At 41.8% G+C, this 21,408-nt stretch carries 20 protein-coding genes; 15 read left to right on the forward strand and 5 right to left on the reverse strand.

Annotation, left to right across the window (positions count from 1 at the left end; all coding sequences use genetic code 11):
* Positions 1-106 precede the first annotated feature (106 nt).
* From M72_RS06830 to M72_RS16350, 5 genes are all read right to left on the reverse strand, one after another.
* Entirely contained in the window at positions 107-2,029 is a 1,923-nt protein-coding gene (locus M72_RS06830; protein ID WP_055067687.1) for a DUF3732 domain-containing protein, read from the reverse strand.
* Positions 2,029-2,517 (reverse strand): three component ABC system middle component, encoded by a 489-nt coding sequence (locus M72_RS06835; RefSeq protein WP_055067688.1) that lies wholly within the window; start codon positions 2,515-2,517, stop codon positions 2,029-2,031. The genes M72_RS06830 and M72_RS06835 overlap by 1 nt, the downstream gene beginning before the upstream one ends.
* Positions 2,518-2,532: 15 nt before the next feature.
* Entirely contained in the window at positions 2,533-2,955 is a 423-nt protein-coding gene (locus M72_RS06840; protein WP_141652707.1) for an ABC-three component system protein, read from the reverse strand.
* Between the two features lie 71 nt (positions 2,956-3,026).
* Entirely contained in the window at positions 3,027-3,716 is a 690-nt protein-coding gene (locus M72_RS06845) for a hypothetical protein (protein ID WP_055067690.1), read from the reverse strand.
* Between the two features lie 234 nt (positions 3,717-3,950).
* Positions 3,951-5,630: an IS66 family transposase gene (locus M72_RS16350; RefSeq protein WP_082413822.1), complete on the reverse strand. Its 1,680-nt coding sequence runs from the start codon at positions 5,628-5,630 to the stop codon at positions 3,951-3,953.
* 569 nt (positions 5,631-6,199) lie between these two features.
* Between M72_RS16350 and M72_RS06860 the strand changes: the two genes are divergently transcribed.
* From M72_RS06860 to M72_RS06930, 15 genes are all read left to right on the forward strand, one after another.
* A complete protein-coding gene (locus tag M72_RS06860) occupies positions 6,200-6,448 on the forward strand; it encodes a type II toxin-antitoxin system prevent-host-death family antitoxin (protein WP_055067691.1) in 249 nt (82 codons plus the stop codon).
* Between the two features lie 3 nt (positions 6,449-6,451).
* On the forward strand, positions 6,452-6,751 hold the full coding sequence (locus tag M72_RS06865) for a type II toxin-antitoxin system RelE/ParE family toxin (RefSeq protein ID WP_055067692.1): 300 nt from the start codon (positions 6,452-6,454) through the stop codon (positions 6,749-6,751).
* A 42-nt stretch (positions 6,752-6,793) separates the two neighbouring features.
* Positions 6,794-7,378, forward strand: a complete 585-nt coding sequence (locus tag M72_RS17110) for a hypothetical protein (protein ID WP_055067693.1) — start codon at positions 6,794-6,796, stop codon at positions 7,376-7,378.
* 8 nt (positions 7,379-7,386) lie between these two features.
* Positions 7,387-7,713: a hypothetical protein gene (locus M72_RS17115; protein WP_055067694.1), complete on the forward strand. Its 327-nt coding sequence runs from the start codon at positions 7,387-7,389 to the stop codon at positions 7,711-7,713.
* 274 nt (positions 7,714-7,987) lie between these two features.
* A complete protein-coding gene (locus M72_RS06880; protein ID WP_261291800.1) occupies positions 7,988-8,404 on the forward strand; it encodes an ATP-binding protein in 417 nt (138 codons plus the stop codon).
* A 441-nt stretch (positions 8,405-8,845) separates the two neighbouring features.
* Positions 8,846-9,166 carry a hypothetical protein gene (locus tag M72_RS06885; protein ID WP_055067696.1) on the forward strand — a complete coding sequence of 107 codons (321 nt, stop codon included), beginning with the start codon at positions 8,846-8,848 and terminating at the stop codon, positions 9,164-9,166.
* 41 nt (positions 9,167-9,207) lie between these two features.
* The gene (gene fic / locus M72_RS06890) at positions 9,208-9,813 is read left to right on the forward strand and encodes a protein adenylyltransferase Fic (protein ID WP_022044864.1); all 606 of its coding nucleotides are present in this window, start codon (positions 9,208-9,210) and stop codon (positions 9,811-9,813) included.
* 133 nt (positions 9,814-9,946) lie between these two features.
* Positions 9,947-11,677 carry an SWIM zinc finger family protein gene (locus M72_RS06895; protein WP_022044865.1) on the forward strand — a complete coding sequence of 577 codons (1,731 nt, stop codon included), beginning with the start codon at positions 9,947-9,949 and terminating at the stop codon, positions 11,675-11,677.
* A 33-nt stretch (positions 11,678-11,710) separates the two neighbouring features.
* Positions 11,711-11,833 (forward strand): hypothetical protein, encoded by a 123-nt coding sequence (locus tag M72_RS17595; RefSeq protein WP_261291795.1) that lies wholly within the window; start codon positions 11,711-11,713, stop codon positions 11,831-11,833.
* Positions 11,834-11,941: 108 nt separating this feature from the next.
* Complete coding sequence (locus M72_RS17600; RefSeq protein WP_261291796.1) at positions 11,942-13,072, forward strand: GGDEF domain-containing protein; 1,131 nt, start codon at positions 11,942-11,944, stop codon at positions 13,070-13,072.
* An 82-nt stretch (positions 13,073-13,154) separates the two neighbouring features.
* Positions 13,155-14,486 carry an MATE family efflux transporter gene (locus M72_RS06910; RefSeq protein WP_055067709.1) on the forward strand — a complete coding sequence of 444 codons (1,332 nt, stop codon included), beginning with the start codon at positions 13,155-13,157 and terminating at the stop codon, positions 14,484-14,486.
* 131 nt (positions 14,487-14,617) lie between these two features.
* Positions 14,618-15,196, forward strand: coding sequence for a TetR/AcrR family transcriptional regulator (locus M72_RS06915; protein WP_261291797.1), 579 nt, complete (start codon positions 14,618-14,620; stop codon positions 15,194-15,196).
* Between the two features lie 24 nt (positions 15,197-15,220).
* Entirely contained in the window at positions 15,221-17,608 is a 2,388-nt protein-coding gene (locus tag M72_RS06920; protein WP_055067698.1) for a glycoside hydrolase family 2 protein, read from the forward strand.
* A gap of 12 nt (positions 17,609-17,620) precedes the next feature.
* On the forward strand, positions 17,621-18,997 hold the full coding sequence (locus M72_RS06925) for a glycoside-pentoside-hexuronide (GPH):cation symporter (protein ID WP_055067699.1): 1,377 nt from the start codon (positions 17,621-17,623) through the stop codon (positions 18,995-18,997).
* Positions 18,998-19,014: 17 nt separating this feature from the next.
* A complete protein-coding gene (locus M72_RS06930) occupies positions 19,015-21,369 on the forward strand; it encodes an alpha-galactosidase (protein ID WP_055067710.1) in 2,355 nt (784 codons plus the stop codon).
* Positions 21,370-21,408 lie beyond the last annotated feature (39 nt).

Raw genomic sequence — 21,408 nt, forward strand, 5'->3', positions numbered from 1 at the left:
AGTAAAATGCTGGCATCTATCATCTATAATTATGGCAAATTTTGTGATGATTTTAAATCCACCCTGAAACTAGGCGCTTACCTTTGATGAATTGGGATTTCTGTTTTTAGTCTTTTTTGTACCAATCGTTTGGTACAAGATTTTTGTCAATCGGCCACCAATTTTCGCAAATATATTCTCGGAAAGAAGCGTTGTTGAGGTCAGCGTGATCGACGATAATAACTTGTAATTTCCCCTCAAGTTCACTGGTTCGATCAACTATAAACCGATACATTTTATTGACTTCGTTCCAATCTATATTTTTTTCATCAAGCTCGGATGGAAAATAAACCTGCGAGGGTTGATCAAAAAACAGAAAGCTTGGAACCGGGCGATTTGTACCTATGAAGTAATACTGCAAAGCAAAATAAGCAATTAGATGAACGCCAACCCAGTTCGAACCACTGCCTAATTGCTTAAGTGGTACAGGTCTGTCCGGCTTGTCTACTACGACAGTTACCTTATTGAGGTCAAGCCGGTATGGACTATCACAGTGTTCAAGCTCCAGTTCTTTGGCCCATTTAGTCATATTTTCTTGTATACGAGAAAGCGCAGATTGCTTGCGATCCTCTACGGAATCTGCATCAAGAATTTCGTCAATTTCTTGGATTCTATCTTCAATGCTTTTAATAATTTGCTCTTGTTTATCAGACTCTGTATCATTTTCTACACTTTCAATCCACAAGCTGATTCTTCCAATTACTTTGCCTCGTCGAGCGTTTATGTCTCTTAGGTGTGTACGTTCGTCTTCTTGCTGGTATATTCCATCAATTTCAGATTGTAACCCTTTGATTTCTTCTAGTTTTTTTTCTCGTTCCTGCTCTAATTCAGAAATAAAAGAGCGGAGCTTTGGTTGTTCACGTGTTACATTTGATATTGATTTATCCAGATTGGCAATAGAGGCTTTTATCATTTCAACACTAGGGAGTGGATGTTCTAATGTCCCTGAGCATAATGGACACTTTCCGGGATTAAAGTCCAGTTGCTCAAAAAGCCCTATAGACTCAAGACGCACTTTTTGATGTTCTGCTTCACTTGAATATCCTGTGCTTTCTCCGATAAATCTTTTCGCATTGTCGATAGTAATTCCAATTTCATCGTAGTCACTTTGACACTCTTGAAATTTGCTCTGCAAAAAAGTCAAGCGGTCCATGCCATTACTAGGTTGTACTTGATTTGGAACCCAATTCATTGCTTTTTGCAGGGTTAAGTACATTTCCTGATAATCTTGATAATCTATCTGCATTGCTGGATCTATAAGTCCAACTCTGCGAGCTTCGCCTATAAGCGCGATTGCCCTCTCTGAGCCTCCTCCCATTAAATAACGATTTTCTTCGAGCTTTCGCTTTTCGATCTTCAATTTCCGTTTAAGAATGTTTCTTTCGTTTTCTAACGCAAGAGCTTCTTCGCTAACTGCACCTAAAAAATAAGGAATCGTGTCTTTGATTGCTTGGGTAATAAAATCTTCAGATTGGTGGTGAAACAAAAAGTTTTTTGCTGCAATTTCATCCTGTCCCTGAAAACAATAGTACAATGAATGCCGGATATTGGCGGCTAAGGGCAGTCTGCTCTGTCCTTCAGGCGGTGTATTAAGATTTTCTGATATACCAATTCTTCGAGTTAATGCTTCTTCAATTCCAGAGACATTGGTGTTTGGCGAGAAATTACACTGTTCCGGAACCTCTAAACTAGCACCTACTTCAATATAGCACGTTGTAGTTGTCTGTTGGCCCTTGTCAGGATTTTTTCGGGCAACAAACACTCGTTCTTTTTCAAACTGCAGGAGAAGGCCATACCACGCCACATTTTCGCGAACTACACCGTCAGCAATATTGCAAGAATTACCGCCTAGGCAATAATCAATAATATCTCCAACCGCAGATTTACCGGATTTTGATCTTCCCGTAATAATATTTACTTGTCCCAATTTGAAAGGCAAGTGTCGAACTTTCTGATTGTATCCGTAAAGCACTAATTCAAGTATCTGCATTATGGCCTCACCCCCAACACAATATATATTGTTTCTGTTTTCCCGGCTGAAGCAAACCATTTAGCTACGTGCTCAGCTTTTGTTAGGCATTCTTTTACTTCGGAATCTGCATACTTTGTTTTGCTCAGAGTGCGAGAAGTGGGAACAATTTCTAGTTCTCCGTTCGGTGTTAATACAATTTTACCAGTCTGAAGAAGAAACTCGATTGCTTCGTTTGAAATGGGAACCAATTCTCTTGTTCTTCGAGGAAAATCAATTAACAGTTGAGAATATTTTTGAACCCAGACCAATAACTGCGTACGACTACTAATGTTAATGCGCGTTTGTTTGTGCAGTACGAGTGGTAAAACTAAGTATATCAACGGAAATGGAAATGCCCTATTTAATATTTCATTATAAGTTTTGATAGTTGAATATAAAATTCTTCCGCAAAAAGCTGGATTAAGAAGGTATGCGACTTCATGTGTACGCATATCCCATTTGTTCACATAAATCGCCCCCCTTTATGTACAAAGCAGACCTTTCAGTCGCTCGAAAAAATCTACATGCCATCCTACTTTTAGTTTGTTGGCGAGCATATGATAGCTGCCTCTCATAACAAAAGCTTCTTCGCATTTGGGTCTAATACGAATATCTTTTTTTTCAATATCAGATAACAACTTACGCCCTGCTTTGGCTTTCTCTTCTTCAGTTAAAGATTTAATTTCAGCCAGATCATCTTGCATTTCACCAAAGGCATGGTCCCATTCATCAATTAAACGCTTCTCATATTTCTCAAGTTCGTTTACATATAACAGGTCATTTCTGACCCATGCAGCTCTTTGTTTAAAAGCGCGATAATAATCTCTTAATGCATTTTGCATACGATGACTTCCCAGACAAATCAGTTTCAGCTGTTCATAGAGGATTTTTTCACTTTCGCTCAAAGCATTTTCTTGTAGATCATCAACGTCAAAAAAGTCATCTATGGGCAGATTTTCATCAGAGTATTCCTGACTTACGGAAACAATAAACGAACGAACTTGATTTTTTGTGTAACAAAAATTGGATCCTCAGAACAAAGGGCCTCAATTGCCTTTTTATACCACCAGCCCTCTAATCGTTCGTATATAAGATTTTCATATTTAGGAATACAACTATAGCGAATCTGCTTTTTTACAATTTTTTCTACATCAAGAATATTACTTGCACCATCGACAATATAAATATGTTCAAATAATTTCTTAACAGTCAATTGATCTGCACTTAAAAATGCATCGTAGTATTTTTGGTGAGCAGTATTTTGGGATTGCTTGCAAACATCTTTCAGTTTTGTATATGCTATATTTGGATCTCGGTCATTTTGCCTCAAATACCCGGCGGCCGAATCTTTAGGTGCAATTGCGGTTGTAATAATCAAAAATTCAGTGCTATCTAGTAATTCTGGTTTTTGTGCCAGGGAATCTATCCATACTTTTAGTGTTCGCCATAAATCAGCACTGCTATCTGTGAGATTCCCCTTTTGCTTAATGTGATGCTTAAGCTGGATAAGCTGGACAGGTTGGCCGTCTTTATCGAATGCAACATCATCAAATTTCTCGATGCTAATTTGATAATCGGGATTGTCATTCTTCAGGAGCAATGCTAATGCATACCGTATTTGATACAGATAGCCTAGCATCTGTTCGGTAGCCTGATGGTTGGACATTTAATCAACCCCTTTCCTGTTTAATGACATATCTCCATAGCGTAAAGAGCACTTTGGAGAAAATGGTTTGTCTCTATTATGATTACTTTTTATTATACCATATATTTTTGGCAGCTTCTACCTTTTTGAAATTTATTATTTATTTTTACTGGATCGTTTGTTACTGTTCAGAGGTAAACTTGTAACAAAAGAACCGATGGTATAGACTAATCGTAGTCAAAACCATCGGTTTTCTTATGCAAATATTTCTGCAATCTCGCGGAACAGATTGGTCTGCTCTTTTCTGCGCATCAAAACCAGCATGCTCATGCATTTACAGAGATGGTCGATGCTTGACGGACTCCGGAATGACACAGCCTGCGCCTGTTTTCTTTTATATTTTCTCAGCAGCCGTTCGGCTTCGTTATTCGTGGCAGGTACATTCTTGTTATGGAGGAAAAGAAGATGATCTTTCTTATACTTTTTCATCCTTTTGTACAGATTGTATCCATCACGGTAGTATTTCCCAGGCGGCTCATAGTCGTATTCATCCCCAGCTATGGACAGGATTGTTTTATAACGTTCTTCAAATTCGGAGACGGTCTGCGGATCTGGTTCTTCTGATTCAGATAAACCATTCCGGTAATGGATCATTTCCTGTATCAGGGAATGCATCTGCCTGTTCCATGTACGGTCTTTTTCCTTGTCCATGCTGTCTTTCAGATAACGCAGTACATGTGCAAGGCATTCCTGGTGGCCGGTTCCATACTTATAAAAGGTTACATCATGATCGTGGACCAGTGTCCCCTGATAGTCTTCAACGACCGTGCCCTTTATTCCATCGTGTCCCTTTTTGTCCCGGGCAAAATAGAGCACACCGCCATCCGGAACCGCACATACAAATACATACGAACTTTCCCCGTTTACACGGGCATTGGTACAGTCTGTATGCATGACAGGGGAAAGCAGCATGTCGCAGAAAATCTCTTTACGCTGGGATTCTGTTTTTTTGGCAAATGACCGGCAGAGATTATTGATCATGCCTTTTGATATGTTTATTTTTCCATCTGTCAGATCAGACAAAAACCTGCGGCTTTTATCAATTGATGTACAGCAGTCATTATTCAGCAGAAACAGGAAAGCACGTAAATTTCCTCCATAGTTAACGTCATCAATGACTCCCTGTGGAAATGGTGCATGGATCCGTTCACCTGTTTTGGAATTATAGTACACATCGGCATGATACTCGGTCACATGCACTTCTACGCTGATGTCGATTTTCTGCTTTGTAATGGTTTTCGATGTTTTCTTAAAGTCAGGGTCATGGAGTACTTCTTCGGGTGCAGGAAGATAGATTTCCCTTGTCGGGGTGAGTTTCTTTCTGCAGTGCCCCCTGTGTCCTGGCTGGCCACCGGGTTTCCTTCCTGTCTTTTCGCAGCTGTTGGATATTTTTTTGCGGGCGATAGATTTTGAAGACGGGATGGATGAGTTTTCATAGTTACGGTTAATCTGTGCCGTCAGTTTCTGTACTTTTTGTTTTTCATCATCAAGCTCTGTCTTTACTTTGTAAAGTTCCCGTCTCTGGGAAGTTACTTTTTCAAGGGCTGTGTCGCGCTGTTTTTCTGCACGGAGTGCCCTTTTTTCCATTACAGCCGCCTTTTTTAATGTTTCAGCGACCATACGGTCGCATTCTTTTTGCCGATGTTCAAAAATCTCAAACCATTGATTCCGAATCGTAATGGCATGGCTGTGTTCTTTTGCTACAGCTGCTTCCAGTTTTGCAATTCTGCGTTCCAGGGCACGCACCTGTGTAAGGTGCTGTTTTTCCATTCGGATATATTTTTCTCCCGATTGAAAGGCTGCAAGTTCTTCCTGTGCTGCTTTCAGCCTGTATTGAAGTACTGTAATGGTTTCAAAAGAATTTCCCATCCCCATGCCGCGTCCTTTCTTTAAATGTTTGTCAGATCATCAATGATTTTTTCTAATTCTGCATTATGTTCCTCAAGGGATTTGATCAATGAGGACTGGGTTTCAATGACCCTGTGCTGCAGTCTGTTTGTATGCTAAAGACTGCCTATAAGTTCTTCATATGCTTTGAGTTTGCTTTTATCATCTGCGTTCATTTGTGCCTCCTTAAGTATAGGATAAGTATAGCAAAAACAGGGGCGAATGGGAAATCGGACGAATTCCGGGACCGGCAGAAAAATGAAAGAAGCAGGAGGGGAAATCCGTATTCCAGCCATGTAAAAGCAGGAAAACATGCAGGTACTGTTTATAATTTCAAAAGAAAAAGCAGGATTCGGAAGTCGTTAACGAGACTTCCCATCCTGCTTGAGTTTATCCACAAATATATTTTTTTAAATTTCGTCAGTTTTTACAATGGTCTGAACAGTAACAGGCACTGCAAATAAGGGAAACGCTGTAAAAACCTTCGTTGATTTTTACAGCGTCTTTGGCTATAATAAAAGATAGAATATAGTATTGATTTTGAAAGGATGGTAACTATGCCAAATATATTACCGGTATCTGATTTGAGAAATTACAATGAAGTGTTGAAGAACTGCCAGGTGGGAGAACCTGTTTTTCTTACGAAAAATGGCAGGGGAAGATTTGTGGTAATGGATATAGAAGATTATGAGCGAGATAAAGCAGAAAAGAAACTTTTAGAGAAGCTGCAAGAGGCTGAGGCGGCTGTCAAGGATGGAAAAGGTTGGTTGTCATTGGATGAACTAAAGACAATGGTGGGAGAATAGAACATGATGAAGTTACGGATTAATCCGTTAGTGGCAAAGGACTTGAAATCTATTAAGGATTATATTGCTGAGGATAATGCAGATAAAGCATTGGAAACAATACAGGAGATTTACAGCCAGTTTGAGAATATACAGCAGTTTCCTTACATTGGTGTAGACTTGTCTAAGCGTGTGAGTTTTAAGACGGATTATAAGTATGTGGTGTGGAAAGATTATGTCGTGCTGTATAAGGTTGGTAAAGAGGTAGTAGAGATTTATCGGGTGGTAAATCGTTATCGGGATATTACGGGAGTGATTGAATAATTTGAATCAAAAAAGAAAGAGGCTAACAAGGTTTACTATACATTGCAGCATGATGGTTCATTTGTTAAATCTGAGGTTGAAAGTGATTTATACTCTCATAATAATTGTTATTTTGTCTCTGCGACAAGAGAACTTGATGAGAGTGAAATTAATACACTTAAACAGAAAGCCAAACTATACGCCGTTGCAGATAAAGAGAAAATTAACAAAATATGGGATGAATTATCAGGAAATGTAGATATTTTTGAGTATTTTTATAGATTGATAATTTTAATTAGACCAAAGCTTGAAGCAGGGTTGTCCCGTGAACAGAGATTAGTTAATCGTTATATTAGAAAACAATTATCGCTGTTAGGGAAAAAGGAAGACGAGGTATACAATCCGTTATTTGAAGCATTGAAAAAAGCTGGAATACCTTTAAATGAAGAAGCACAAAAGGCTCTTGAAGATGATGAAGTTGATGTATATGATTTAGATAAATTTAATATATGCATTGCCATGTTTAGTCGATTTAAATTGGATACACCTTATTCATTGGCCTTTTGCTTAGATTGGTTGGATTTGGCGATAATGCTGGCTCTGGATTCCCGACAATTCTTGATGTGTGGAAGTCAGAAGGATGGATAAAACCACAATTGATAGAAGATACAAATCTTGATCAGGTGACACTTGTGATGAAGATGGAAAAGGAATCTGATGATAAATCAGCAGAAAAATCAGCAGAATCAGCAGAAAAATCAGCAGATTTAAAAAACAGGGAAGGAATGATGTTATCAGAAAGACATCAGCAGATTTTAGCCATTATGGAGGCTGGTGTTGAATATAGTACGGAACAGGTGGCAGAAAAGATAGGATTAAAAGGTCCAAGGACAAGACAATTATTAAACGAATTAGTGAATAAGGAGTTATTGGCTTGTATTGGAACAACTAAAAGAAGAAGATATATTAAGCCTGTGGATTGAAAAATTCCAGCCTTATTATTGCTAATGATAACGAGTATAGGATAGACCATGCTTTATGGCAGGGATAATAGAGAAGTTTTGGAAAAGCAAAAGGCAAGTTGTACAGATTAAAATAATTCGTCGCTTTTTCATTAGAAAAGCGACGAAAAGTTTTTATCAGTTCGGGCAAAACATTACTAAATCAGCTTGTGATAATGATAAAATAGCTAATATTAATTAAATTCATTCATAGCGTCCACATATTCCTGTAATCCATTAGGCTACAGATATTCAGATAAAAATGTTTGATGACCATATAGTAGTTGAAAGCCCGGGAAAACTTCCGGGACTTGTAAGAGCGGACAATATACGATTCACACATTTTTCAAGAAATCCTAAGATTGCAGAGTTTCTAAAGAACTATAAATTTGTAAAAGAATTTGGAGAAGGTGTCAATCGTATGTGTAATGAGTTGGAGCAGGTGGGACTAAAAGATCCTGTTTATCATACAAATGCTTTTATGTTGCAGGCGGTTATTTATAATTCAAAAGTTGGAAAAACTATTGTTGAAAAAACCGCTGATTCATTAAAAAAATTGGCTGTTGCAGTCAATAAGTCGTTGATTGATTACCAAAAGCCGGCGATTGGAGAAGAAAAGTCGGCGATTGACGATAAAAAATCGGCGGTTGATAAGTATGTATTCATAGAATAAAAATGAGATATAGAGTTTTCCTGAATGTAAAAGCTCTATGTGTGGAAGTCAGAAGAAGATAAAAACTGAATTGGTTAAAGGCACAAATTTGGTTTAAGTAACTCTTATAATGAAGATGGGGAATGTCATAGAAAATGTCGTAGAAATGTCATAGAAAATGTCATAGAAATTTTGAGAAAAATCAAGTGGCTAAAATAAGAATATTCTAAGAAGAATCTTTCTAAAGAGTGCGTGATTCTTAAAATGATTTCTGAAAAACGAATATTTCAAAGTTAGTCTCAACGAAGTCTCACGAGATTTGAGACTAAGTGAGACTCTATGATATAGCAAAATGTGATAAAATCCGGATTTACAGGTGAATTATAAAGTTGTAGTCTCAAGACAGTCTCATTTTTGAAATTGTTTGCTGAGACTAACATGAGACTGAGGAGATTCAAAATCATGGACATAAGTAAAAAAGATTGGAAGCTATTTCGAGAAAGATTATCAGGCTGGCAGGAAAATTATATGGAAGGTCTTGTTAAAGAGTATGCAAATTTTCTGAATGATGATAAAAAGCCTGCATCAGAGAAATTTTGGGAACTTGAAAAACGGATAAAAGAAGATAAGCGTCATCCAGGAGTTATCATGGAGATGAGTAAGTCAGAGGTAATATGGGATATCGTTCGTCTTATAAGATTGAAAGTAATTACATATGATGATTTATCAGACTTCAGTGATGAATTAAAGCAGGAAGTAGAAAGAATCCTTGAAATGAAGTAGAAAATAAGTATGGAGATTGCAGTATTCGGAAAGGAATAATTATGACTTTAGAAAACAAACTTAATATTACGGATTCCACGGAACTGGCCAGAATGGAAGAAAAGATAAGTAAGAAGAAGGCTGTTGAATTATTTGAAAATGAATACCTGAATCAATGTGAAGTTGGAACCTTTCAGATGCTGGCAGCGATTCATAAGTACCTGTTTGATGAGATCTATGATTTTGCCGGAAAAATACGAACGGTAAACATTGCAAAGGGTAATTTTCGATTTGCACCAGTGATGTATCTTAAGACAGCAATTGAGAACATTGAGAAAATGCCACAGACAACATTTGATGAAATTATTGAAAAGTATGTTGAGATGAATATTGCGCATCCGTTCCGGGAAGGCAATGGACGAAGCACAAGAATATGGCTTGATTTAATATTGAAAAAAGAATTAAACAAGGTCATTGATTGGAGTACTGTAGATAAAGAAGATTATCTACTTGCGATGGAAAGAAGCCCGATTAAAGATATCGAAATAAAATACATTTTAAAGCAGGCTTTGACGGACAAAGTTGATGATAGAGAAGTGTATATGAAAGGCATTGATCATAGTTATTATTATGAAGGTTATGCTGTGTACAAGGCGCAGGATTTATAAGTATATCCGCTGTTATGCGCATGGATGGAATGATTAAAAAGATATGCAGGAACAGGGAGTTTGTTCCTGCATGGAAATAGCTGACTGGCTGTTTTTCTTGTAAAGAAATAAAAAACAAATGTGGAGAAACAATATGAATTGGCAAAAACTATTTGCATCACATATTTTAGAGCGGGGATATGATTATTATTGTGATGGTGCAGTTGAAAATATAGAGATCGGACGCGATGATATACGAGCTGATGTCGTTGGAACCGAGGACTACGAGGTTGAGATTTCCTTAAATGACGGGAAAGTTACAGATATGTACTGTTCGTGCCCCTATGCTGCAGGTGGAAATAATTGTAAGCATATGGCAGCGGTGTTATATGAATGGACTGCGGATATTATGGATGAAGATGAGCCAGAAGATACAGACAACGAGGACATGGACAATGATGCGGATGCGGAAAGCATGGATTTATTTGAGCCTGCAGTTACCGTCTGTGATTATAAGAAAAAATCAGCTGCTGTGGAAAAACTGGTGACATCTGCAGAAAGGGATATTGTGCAAGCATTTCTTGTGTCTGTCTTGGCAGAAGATAAAAAATTATTGCTTCGTTTTCGGAATATGGTAAACAAATGTGCAACAAAAGAAGATGTCGAAGATTATTTTGAACAGATTGATGAAATAGCGGATCGTTATCTGGGAAGAGATCATTTTATCAATTATTATCAGGCATATGATTTTATGTTGGAGCTGGAAGAAATCATAGATAAAGATGTCCGTCGCATGATTGACAATGGAAGCCACATAAGTGCGTTTCATGTGATGAACCATATTTTTGTGTTGTTGGGGAATGTCGACATGGATGATTCCGGTGGGGAAACAAGTATGTTGGCAGAGCAGATTTATCAACTGTGGTTAGAGTTGCTTACTAAGGTTAATGCACAGGATAAAAGGAAAATGTTTATCTGGTTTACCACGCATATGGATGGTTCTGTTATTGATTATTTGGAAGAATATATCGAACAGATCATTATGGAAGAATTTAAGGAACCGGAGTACGAGCAGGATAAACTTTCTTTTATGGAGGAAATGATTGAGAAAGCAGAGAAAAAAGATTCTGGTTGGAGCAGAGATTATGCGGTAGGTAAATGGACGGTAACATATCTGAAAACATTAGAAGAGAAAAATGCACCAGAGGATCAGCTGGAAGAAATATGTAAAAAATACTGGAACAATTCCGGGGTAAGAAGATATTACATAGACAGATATTTTGAAAAAAAAGAATATGATCGTGTGCTTCAGGTATTGGATGAAAGCATCGAATTGGACAAAGCGTATCGAGGTCAGGTTTTAGAATATATCCAGAAGAAAAAGGAGATTTATCGTTTACAGGGAAACAAAAGTGCGTATATCGAACAACTTTGGAAATTAGTACTTGAACAAAGTGCGGGAGATTTAGACATTTATAAAGAATTGAAAGCACAATATTCAGAAAAGGAATGGCTGATAAAACGAGAAGAACTGTTCAAAAAACTTCCGCCAAATGCACATATAGACAGATTGTACAAGGAAGAAAAATTATATGACCGGTTGCTTGCATATGTATTAAAAAGTTCTGGATTGTATGCAGTGCAGTCGTATGAAAATGTCCTGAAAAAAGAATATCCAAAGCAGATTTTAAGTAAATATCAGGGTGAAGTAAACAAGATGGCTTCATGCACCGGAAATCGAAAACATTATGCAGATCTGGTAGCGTTGCTGCGGAGAATGAAGCGGATTAAAGGTGGATCTGAGATTGTGGAAACAATTGTCGAAGAATGGAAGATAAAATATAGAAATCGTCCGGCGATGATGGATGAACTTAGCAAATTATAAGCGCATGCGACTAAGAAAGATACCGTTGATTTTATGCAGACTAACCAGATAGATGTAAAGGTTATTGATGTGGTATGTAAAATCATAGATGAAGTTTCATTTGCAGGGACTGATTCCGTTATGCATGGCACGATAGAAAAAATGGCAGAACACTGACAAAAAGTTATGGAAAATTTTCCTGATGAATTTATAAGTTCATCAAAGTAGTGAAACTCATGCAGGAATATGTTATACTAAAGGCAGACAAAGCTGGAGGATATATGGATGAGCACCTGCAAGGCACTGTTATCTAAAATTATAAATAAAAATGCTTTTTACGAGCAGGAGGATGTGACACAGAATATTTTTGCGTTCCGTGTGGTGGGAATCTGCATTTTATTCTATTCGTTTGTGATGATTCTGAACTGCCTGCATATTTTTATCGTGGATCAGACGATTTTTACAAGAGGCTATGTGGCGGCATGTGTGCTGGTGTTGATTTATGGATTGCTGCTTGTGAAGATGGGGCTTGAGCACCCATTTACCAAGTATCTCAGCGTTACGGCCATCGGGCTGATTGTCATGGTCGCGAGTGCATCCCTTACCTACCATATGATCATTATTATGATAATCCCGATTATCATTGCAAGTATGTATACTTCAAAGAGACTGTCGGTTTATGCCTTTATATTTACAGTGGGTGAGATTACGATCAGTACTTATGTGGGCTATTATTTTGGGGTATGTGATGCAAACATGGCACTGCTGACGGTGACATCACTGGATCATCTGCAGAAGGATGGTGTGTTTTTGCTCAACAAAGTAAACGAAAATCCTATGGTTACGCTGGCACTTTATTATGTGATGCCGCGATCGCTGATGGCGGTTGCATTTTATTATGTAAGTAACAGTGTAAACAGTATTGTGCGCAAGTCCATAGAAAATGCAATGCGTATGGTACAGGCGGCTTCTATGGATGATATGACGGGACTTTACAGCAAAAATAAACTGCTTGAAACAGTGGAACATATGGAGCCAAAAGAACGCCCGGTTGCGGTTATTTATTGGGATGTCAACCAGTTGAAATATGTAAACGATACGTTTGGTCATTTGTACGGAGACCAGCTGATTGCCAAAATTGCGGGATCCATTCGGGCAGCAGTGACGAGTGAGGAAACCAATGCTTACCGTTACGGTGGGGATGAATTTCTTATGATTATTCCGGATGGGACACAGGAGATTGCAGAAGATGTCATTGAAAAGTGGAGGCAGGTGATGAAGCCGATTCAGAAAAACAGTGAGATTCCGGTATCTGCCTCCGTGGGATATGCCGTGGGAAAATATGAAAATATAATGGAATTGATCGAGATCGCAGATCAGAGAATGTATAAGGACAAACAAATACGCCGCCAGTAGCGGCGTATTTTATGGCTCAGAGGGATAACAGAACCAGAAAGGGGATAGAGAAAATTTGAAAACAAACAAATATGAAATAGATATGTGCAATGGTTCGATCATGGATAAACTGATCTCGTTTGCACTCCCACTCATGCTGTCTGGAATTTTACAGCTGATGTTCAATGCGGTGGATATCGTTGTTGTGGGGCACTTTACGGGAAAACAGGCACTGGCGGCAGTGGGATCGACCACGGCACTCATCAACGTGTTCACCAATCTGTTTATCGGAATTTCGCTGGGGGCTAACGTGCTTGCGGCACGTTTTTTTGCGTCCGGCAGGGAAAAAGAAATGTCAGACACGGTACATACCGCCATTCTGCTGGCACTGATCAGCGGAATTCTCATGGCTGGAATCGGGGTAATCAGTGCAAAAGGTGCGCTGCTTCTTATGGGAACGCCGGACAATGTCATTGCACAGTCAACCCTTTACATGCGGATTTATTTTCTGGGGATGCCGTTTTTTATGCTCTATAATTATGGGGCAGCGATTCTGCGTGCGGTGGGAGATACCAAGCGGCCGTTGTTGTTTCTGGTGATTTCCGGATGTGCCAATGCACTGCTGGATCTGATTCTTGTGATCGGTTTTCATCTGGGGGTGGCAGGCGTAGCCACTGCGACGATTACGGCACAGATGATCTCCTGCATTCTGGTTTTGTTATGCCTGTACCGCACCGACAGCTGCTATCAGCTGCGCTTTTCGAAGCTGAAAATAAAAAAGGTTTATCTGCTGCAGATTTTTCAGGTGGGAATTCCTGCCGGGATTCAAAGTACGGTTATTAACTTTTCAAACGCGCTGCTGCAGTCTTCCGTGAATTCCTTCGGAGATACGGCGATGGCGGGGTATACAGCGGCAAATAATATTTTGGGATTTTTGTATATGTCGGTAAATTCCATTACACAGGCATGTATGAGTTTTACGAGTCAGAATTATGGTGTGGGAAAATATAAACGTATGGATCGTGTGCTGATCGACTGTCTGATTCTTACGGTCAGTGTTTCCCTGCTGCTGGGATGTGGCGCATGGTTTTTCGGACCGCAGGTACTTAGTATATATACGAGAGAAAAGGATGTGATCGAGAGCGGCATGGAGATTCTTGCCATTACAACAGTGCCGTATTTTCTGTGTGGCATTATGGATTTGTTTCCCGGAGCACTGCGGGGGATGGGACATTCGGCAGTGCCGATGATCCTGTCGGTGATCGGTACGGTCGGAACGAGAATTCTCTGGATTTTTGGATTTTTCCCACATCACAGATCGTTGTACTTCCTGTTTATTTCTTATCCGGCATCCTGGATCATCACGATTGTGATGCAGGTCATCTGTTTTTATTTTGTGAGAAAAACGGTGCGCAGGGAATTGATGCGGGGATAAAACGCAGCGTAAAAAATGTGCCCAAAAATCGGAAACGATTTTTGGACATTTAGTTTCTTGAAGGAAGAGAGAGAACATGCTACTATAATGGAAACTGAAATGAAGAAAATAGTTTCCTTCCGGCAGAAAGGATGAAAAGAATGAATAAAGAACTGAAAGAGAACATTATGCAGGGAACTTTGCAGGCATTCAATCAAAAGGGTTTGAAATTTACGATGGATGATATTGCAAAGATTTTAGGGATCAGTAAAAAAACGATTTATCAGGTGTTTCGTGATAAGGAGGCTTTGTTTCTGGAAACGGTGGACTATTTGTTTGACCGGATCAAGGACAGTGAGCAGAAGATCGTAGAGAATCCGGAGATGGACACCCTGCAAAAGATTCACACAATCCTTGGTGTGATGCCGGAATGTTATCAGGATGTGGATTTTCGACAGTTATATCAGTTAAAAGAAAAATATCCGGAGATTTATCATCAGGTGGAAGTACGGCTCGAAACAGGCTGGGAAACGACCATTGCCCTGTTGGAACAGGGCATGCAGGAAGGTGTGATTCGTCCGGTCCGGATTCCGATTTTAAAGATGATGCTGGAAGCATCGTTAGAGCAGTTTTTCCAGCGCGATATCCTGCTGCAGAATGAAATTACTTATGCGCAGGCATTGCAGGAGGTTGTCGGGATTCTGATGTATGGAATTGCTTCGGAGAGGTAAAACGAAAGGGGAGCATAAAGAAGCATGGAGAGGTTGTATTGGAACAATGACTGGAAATTTGCCGAAACATGGGAAGAAGCCATGAAAGAGGCAGTATATCCGGAAAATGAGATGGAGGATGTGCGGCTGCCGCATACCTGCAAAGAGCTTCCGTATCATTACTTTGATGAGCATGCGTATCAGATGCTGTGTGGATATCGCAGACATTTTATGGCGCCGGAAGCGTGGCAGGGGAAAAGTGTGGAACTGACCTTTGAGGGAGTGGCGCATGATGCGGTTGTTTATGTCAATGGGACAGAAGTGAAAGCGCACCATTGCGGTTATACGGCATTTTTTGTGGAAATTGCAAAATACCTGAAATATGGGGAGGACAATGTACTTGCGGTGCGTGTCGACAGCCGGGAAAATTTGAATATTCCGCCGTTCGGATATGCCATAGATTACATGACTTTTGGCGGGATGTATCGTGAGGTTTATGTGCAGGTGAGAAATAAGACACATCTTGCAGATGTATTTGTCAAGCCACAGATACATCCTCTGCAGGTGACTACAGAGATTACGGTACAGAATATTTCGGATGGGATAACGTTGCAGCAGGAAATCCGCAAAAAAGGCGAGGGTGCATATAGTCCCCTGGGAAAAAAGCCGGTAAAACAGACAAATGTGCAAACCGTTTTTCCAGTGCAGGAGATCCGTTTGTGGGAACCGGAAAATCCATATTTGTATGAAATCCGTACGAGTTTGTGGAAAAATGGGGAAATGATAGATGCGCGTGTGGATATCACAGGGTTTCGGGAGGCCGGATTCCGAAAAGATGGTTTTTATCTGAACGGAAAGAAACTGCGGCTTCGAGGGTTAAACCGTCATCAGAGTTATCCGTATGTGGGATATGCAGCGCCGGCATCCATGCAGATTTTCGATGCCGATATTCTCAAAAAAGAACTTGGCGTGAATGCTGTGCGCACTTCCCATTATCCGCAGTCGCAGGATTTTATCCGTCGTTGTGATGAAATTGGTCTGCTTGTGTTTACCGAGTTTCCGGGGTGGCAGCACATCGGGGATGAAGAATGGAAGCGGCAGGCGGTGCAGAATTTAAAGGAAATGATCGTGCAGTACCGCAATCATCCTTCCATTATTCTCTGGGGTGTGCGGATTAATGAGTCGCAGGATGACGATGTTTTTTACAGGGAAACAAACCGGGTGGCACATGAACTGGACGATACGCGGGCAACCGGCGGAGTGCGGATGCTAAAGAAAAGCCATCTTCTGGAGGATGTTTATACGTACAACGATTTTCTTCACGATGGCAGACATCCGGGGTGTAATCCGAAACGAAAAGTTACACCGGATATGAAAAAACCGTATCTGATCAGTGAGTATAACGGGCATATGTTTCCGACCAAGCCGTTTGACGATGAGGAACACCGGACGGAGCATGCAATCCGTCATGCAAATGTATTAAATGCGGTGGCACAGGAGCCGGATATTGCAGGCAGTTTTGGCTGGTGTATGTTTGACTATAATACGCACAAGGATTTTGGCAGCGGTGACCGGATCTGTTACCATGGCGTGATGGATATGTTCCGCAACCCGAAACTTGCGGCGGCGGTGTATAGCAGTCAGCAGGAAGATACACCGGTTTTAGAACTGAGTTCTTCGATGGATATCGGAGAGCATCCGGGCGGAAATCGCAGCGGAAACTGGATGATTACAAATGCGGATGCTGTGCGGATGTTCAAAAACGGCAAATTGATCAAAGAGTATCATCGGGAGGACTCCCCATATCGTGCACTGGCGCATGGACCGATTCCTGTGAATGACTTTATCGGAAATGCGATTGCCGAGAATGAGCCGATGAAACCGAAACAGGCCAGACTGATGGGGCAGTTGCTTAACATGACGGCGTATTACGGGCTGAACAATCTTCCGGCAAAGTTCTACCTTCTGGCATTGCGGCTGATGGTCTGCTATCACATGAAACCAAAGGATGCGGTTGCGCTTTACACACGTTATGTCGGGGACTGGGGGACGACTTCCACGGTCTATAAGTTTGAGGCTGTCAGGGACGGAAAAGTGGTAAAGACCGTGATCAAGGAGCCGATGCAGCAGGCACATCTGGAGGTGAAGGTAAGTGCACATAACCTGACCGAAGGCAGAACCTATGATATGGCGGCGGTTCGTATCCGGGCGCTGGATGAAAATGGAAATGTGCTGGGTTTTTTCAATGAACCGGTGCAGTTTGAAGTGAAAGGTGTTCTGGAACTGATCGGTCCCAAGACCATATGTTTACAGGGAGGTATGGGTGGTACTTATGTAAAGACGACCGGACAGGCCGGAGAAGGAATTTTGATAATTGAAAATGCGCAGACGGGGAAAATCTGTGAACATTTTCAGGTGGCACGGGAAGAGTAAGGGGGAAATACAATGAAATTATCAGCAAAAGAAAAAACGGCATTCGGCCTGGGGGCTGTCGGAAAAGATATGGTATATATGCTTTCGGCGAGCTATATTCTGTATTATTACCAGGATGTTCTAGGAGTAAGTGCGATGGCAATGGGAATTATTCTCATGGCAGCGCGGGTGTTTGATGCATTTAACGATCCGATTATGGGAGTAATTGTTGCAAAAACCAGAACACGCTGGGGAAAATTCCGTCCATGGCTTCTGGTTGGAACCCTGTGCAATGCGATCGTGCTGTATCTGATGTTTGCCGCACCGCCGGCATGGAATGGAAGTGGGATTGTGGCATATGCAGCCATTACTTATGTTGTGTGGGGAGTCACCTATACCATGATGGACATTCCTTTCTGGTCGATGATTCCGGCATTTACAGAAGGCGGAAAAGAGCGCGAAAATTTAACAACTATGGCGCGTTCCTGTTCGGGTGTCGGTTCCGCTCTCGTTACGATTATTACGATGAAATGTGTGTATATGCTGGGACAGGGAAATGAGCGCACGGGTTTCCGCTGGTTTGCACTTATTGTTGCGGTATTGTTTGTGCTGTTTATTACGATCACCTGTCTGACGATCCGGGAAAAATCCACGGTTCATATGGAAACACCGACCGTACGGCAGATGTTTTCGGCGCTGATTCACAACGATCAGGCAATGACGGTTGTCATCACCATTGTACTGATTAACTGCTCTTTGTATATTACGTCCAATCTGCTGTTGTATTTTTTCAAGTATGATGTGAGTGGGGAGAGCTGGTATAACAGCTATACACTTTTCAGTACATTTGGCGGAGCGGTACAGATTTTGTCCATGATGGTATTGTTTCCGCTGCTGCGGAAGTTTATGAGCAGTATCCGTGTGTTCTACCTGAGCTTTGGAATGGCAATCGCAGGGTATGCGATTCTGCTTGTGCTGATGATTGGCGGTCATACTGTGCTTGGAGCCCTGGTGGTGCCGGGCTTTTTGATTTTTGCGGCATTTGGCATGCTGACTGTGCTTACCACGGTATTTCTGGCAAATACGGTAGATTATGGGGAAATGAAAAATCACCGCCGTGATGAAAGTGTGATTTTTTCCATGCAGACGTTTGTTGTGAAACTGGCTTCGGGAGTTGCCGTGCTGATCGCAGCGATCTGTCTGTCTCTCTGTAACCTCAAGCAGGATACAAGTGCGGCGGTTGTTGCGCGTGCAGCGGATTCTTCGGTGCTGGGACTGCGGCTGACGATGGCGGGAATTCCGATGATCGGTCTTTTCATCGCGGTATTGGTATTTCGGAAAAAATATATTTTGACAGAGAAAAAGCTGCAGGAGATTAATGCAGCAATTAAAAATCAGGAGAACTGCTAAAAGAAAGGATGACAGCCATGATTCGTAAAATTGGACAGGCATTCGTACTGGATACGGCACATACAACATATGCATTTTCCATTCTGCCGGGGGGACATCCGGAGCATCTGTATTACGGGAGAACTATTCATATCGAGCATCCGGATGATCTTGAAATTCTGGTGGAAAAGCATGTGTTTGCACCGGGAAATGTGAATATCTGTGAAAAAGAGCATGCCGGTTTTTCGCTGGAGGATGTGCGGCTGGAAATGTCTTCGTACGGAAAGGGCGATATCCGTGAGCCGTTTGTTGAGGCCATTCTTTATGATGGGGCAAAGACTCTGGATTTCCGCTATGAAGATGCCGTTATTACCGGGGAAAAAGATGCGCTGGATGGACTTCCGGGTTCCTATGGAAGTGTGGGAGAAGTGCAGCAGCTGTGTGTGACAATGGTGGACCGGCAGTATGATCTGAAGCTGTTGCTCTACTACTATGTCTACGAGGCAGCAGATGTGATCGGACGGAGTGCGAAGATCGTCAATGCCAGCAGTCAGGATGTACAGCTTACGCGTCTGATGAGTCTGCAGCTGGATTTTGATGACAGTGATTATATTTTTACGACATTTCGCGGCGCATGGGCGCGGGAGATGCACCGCTGTGACCAGACGCTGACCGGTGGCAGAATTGTCAATGATTCTTTTACCGGAACCACGTCGAGCCGGGCAAATTCGTTTGTGATGCTGAGCCGTCCGAAAACGGGAGAAGATCAGGGAGACTGTTACGGATTTCATCTGATCTACAGTGGAAATCACTGTGAGACTGCGGAGGTCAGCAGTTTTGGAAAACTCCGGCTTCTTACGGGGATCAATCCACGGGAATTTTCGTGGAAACTGGAGCCGGGAGCACAGTTTCAGGCACCGGAGGCCTTTATGACCTATGCGCCGGATGGATGGGGAGGCATGAGCCGGCGGATGCATGCGTTTATCCGGGAGCATATCGTGCGCGGATATTGGAAAAACAGGCCGCGCCCGGTACTTTTAAACAGCTGGGAGGCCTGCTATTTTGATATCAGTGAGAGCAGGCTCTTAAAGCTGGCAAAGGCGGGAAAAGATGCCGGAATCGAATTGTTTGTGGTGGATGACGGCTGGTTTGGCAGACGAAACGATGACACTTCTTCATTGGGAGACTGGGTGCCGAATACAAAAAAACTGCCTGGCGGCTTATCGCGCCTAGCAAAAAAAATTACAGATCTGGAGCTTTCTTTTGGAATCTGGGTAGAGCCGGAGATGGTCAGTGTGGACAGTGACCTTTACCGGAAGCATCCGGACTGGACCATTGAAGTTCCCGGAAAACCGCATGCAGAAGGACGAAACCAGAGAATTCTGGATCTTGGCAGGAGAGAAGTGCAGGAGTATATCATTGCCAGTATGACAAAGGTCTTTTCTTCGGCACCGGTTTCTTATGTGAAGTGGGATATGAACCGGACGTTTTCCGATTATTATTCACAGAGCCTGCCGGCCGCACAGCAGGGAGAGGTGGCACATCGTTATGTTCTGGGACTGTACCGGTGCATGGAGGAACTGACCCGTCGTTTTCCGGAAATTTTATTTGAAGGGTGTGCAGCAGGCGGAAACCGTTTTGATCCCGGCATTTTGTGCTATTTTCCGCAGATCTGGGGAAGCGATGACACAGATGCCTGTTGCAGGGCGGACATACAGACAAATTACAGTTACGGGTATCCGCTCTCGACGGTGAGTGCACATGTATCTGCGTGTCCGAACCATCAGACGCTGCGCCGGACACCGCTTACGACCCGCTTTGCAGTTGCCGCATTCGCAGTGCTGGGGTATGAATGTAATTTCTGTGACTGTACCAGAGAGGAACTTGAGGAGATCAGAACCCAGATTGCACTGTACAGGAAGTGGCGTAGTGTATTGCAGCAGGGCACATTTTATCGTGGGCGGACATTTGCTGACGGAAATCTCACAGAATGGACCTGTGTTTCAGAAGATCAGACACAGGCAGTCGGCATGCTGATGCAGAAACTTGCGGAACCGAATACACAGTTTCATGCGTATTATCCCAAAGGACTTGCAAAAGAGAAACGGTACCATTTTACCAACCGCGCGTTAACGTACAGTATTCTGGAGTTTGGGGATCTGGTCAACACGGTTGCTCCGGTACATATCCGCCCGGATTCCGTGACACATCATCTGCTGGCAAAATTTGTAAAGATGGATGGGGAAACGGAGGATTTCTGTGCATACGGGGATGCCCTGATGTATGGAGGTGTACATTTGCACCCGGCATTCGGAGGCACCGGATATGATGAGAACGTACGGTATTTTCCGGATTTTGCGTCTCGTTTGTATCTGATGGATTGCAATTTATAGCCGGAAAGTGCTATGATACATAAGAGCAATTCAGGCAGG

Source organism: Roseburia faecis (assembly GCF_001406815.1).
GTDB lineage: Bacteria > Bacillota > Clostridia > Lachnospirales > Lachnospiraceae > Roseburia > Roseburia faecis.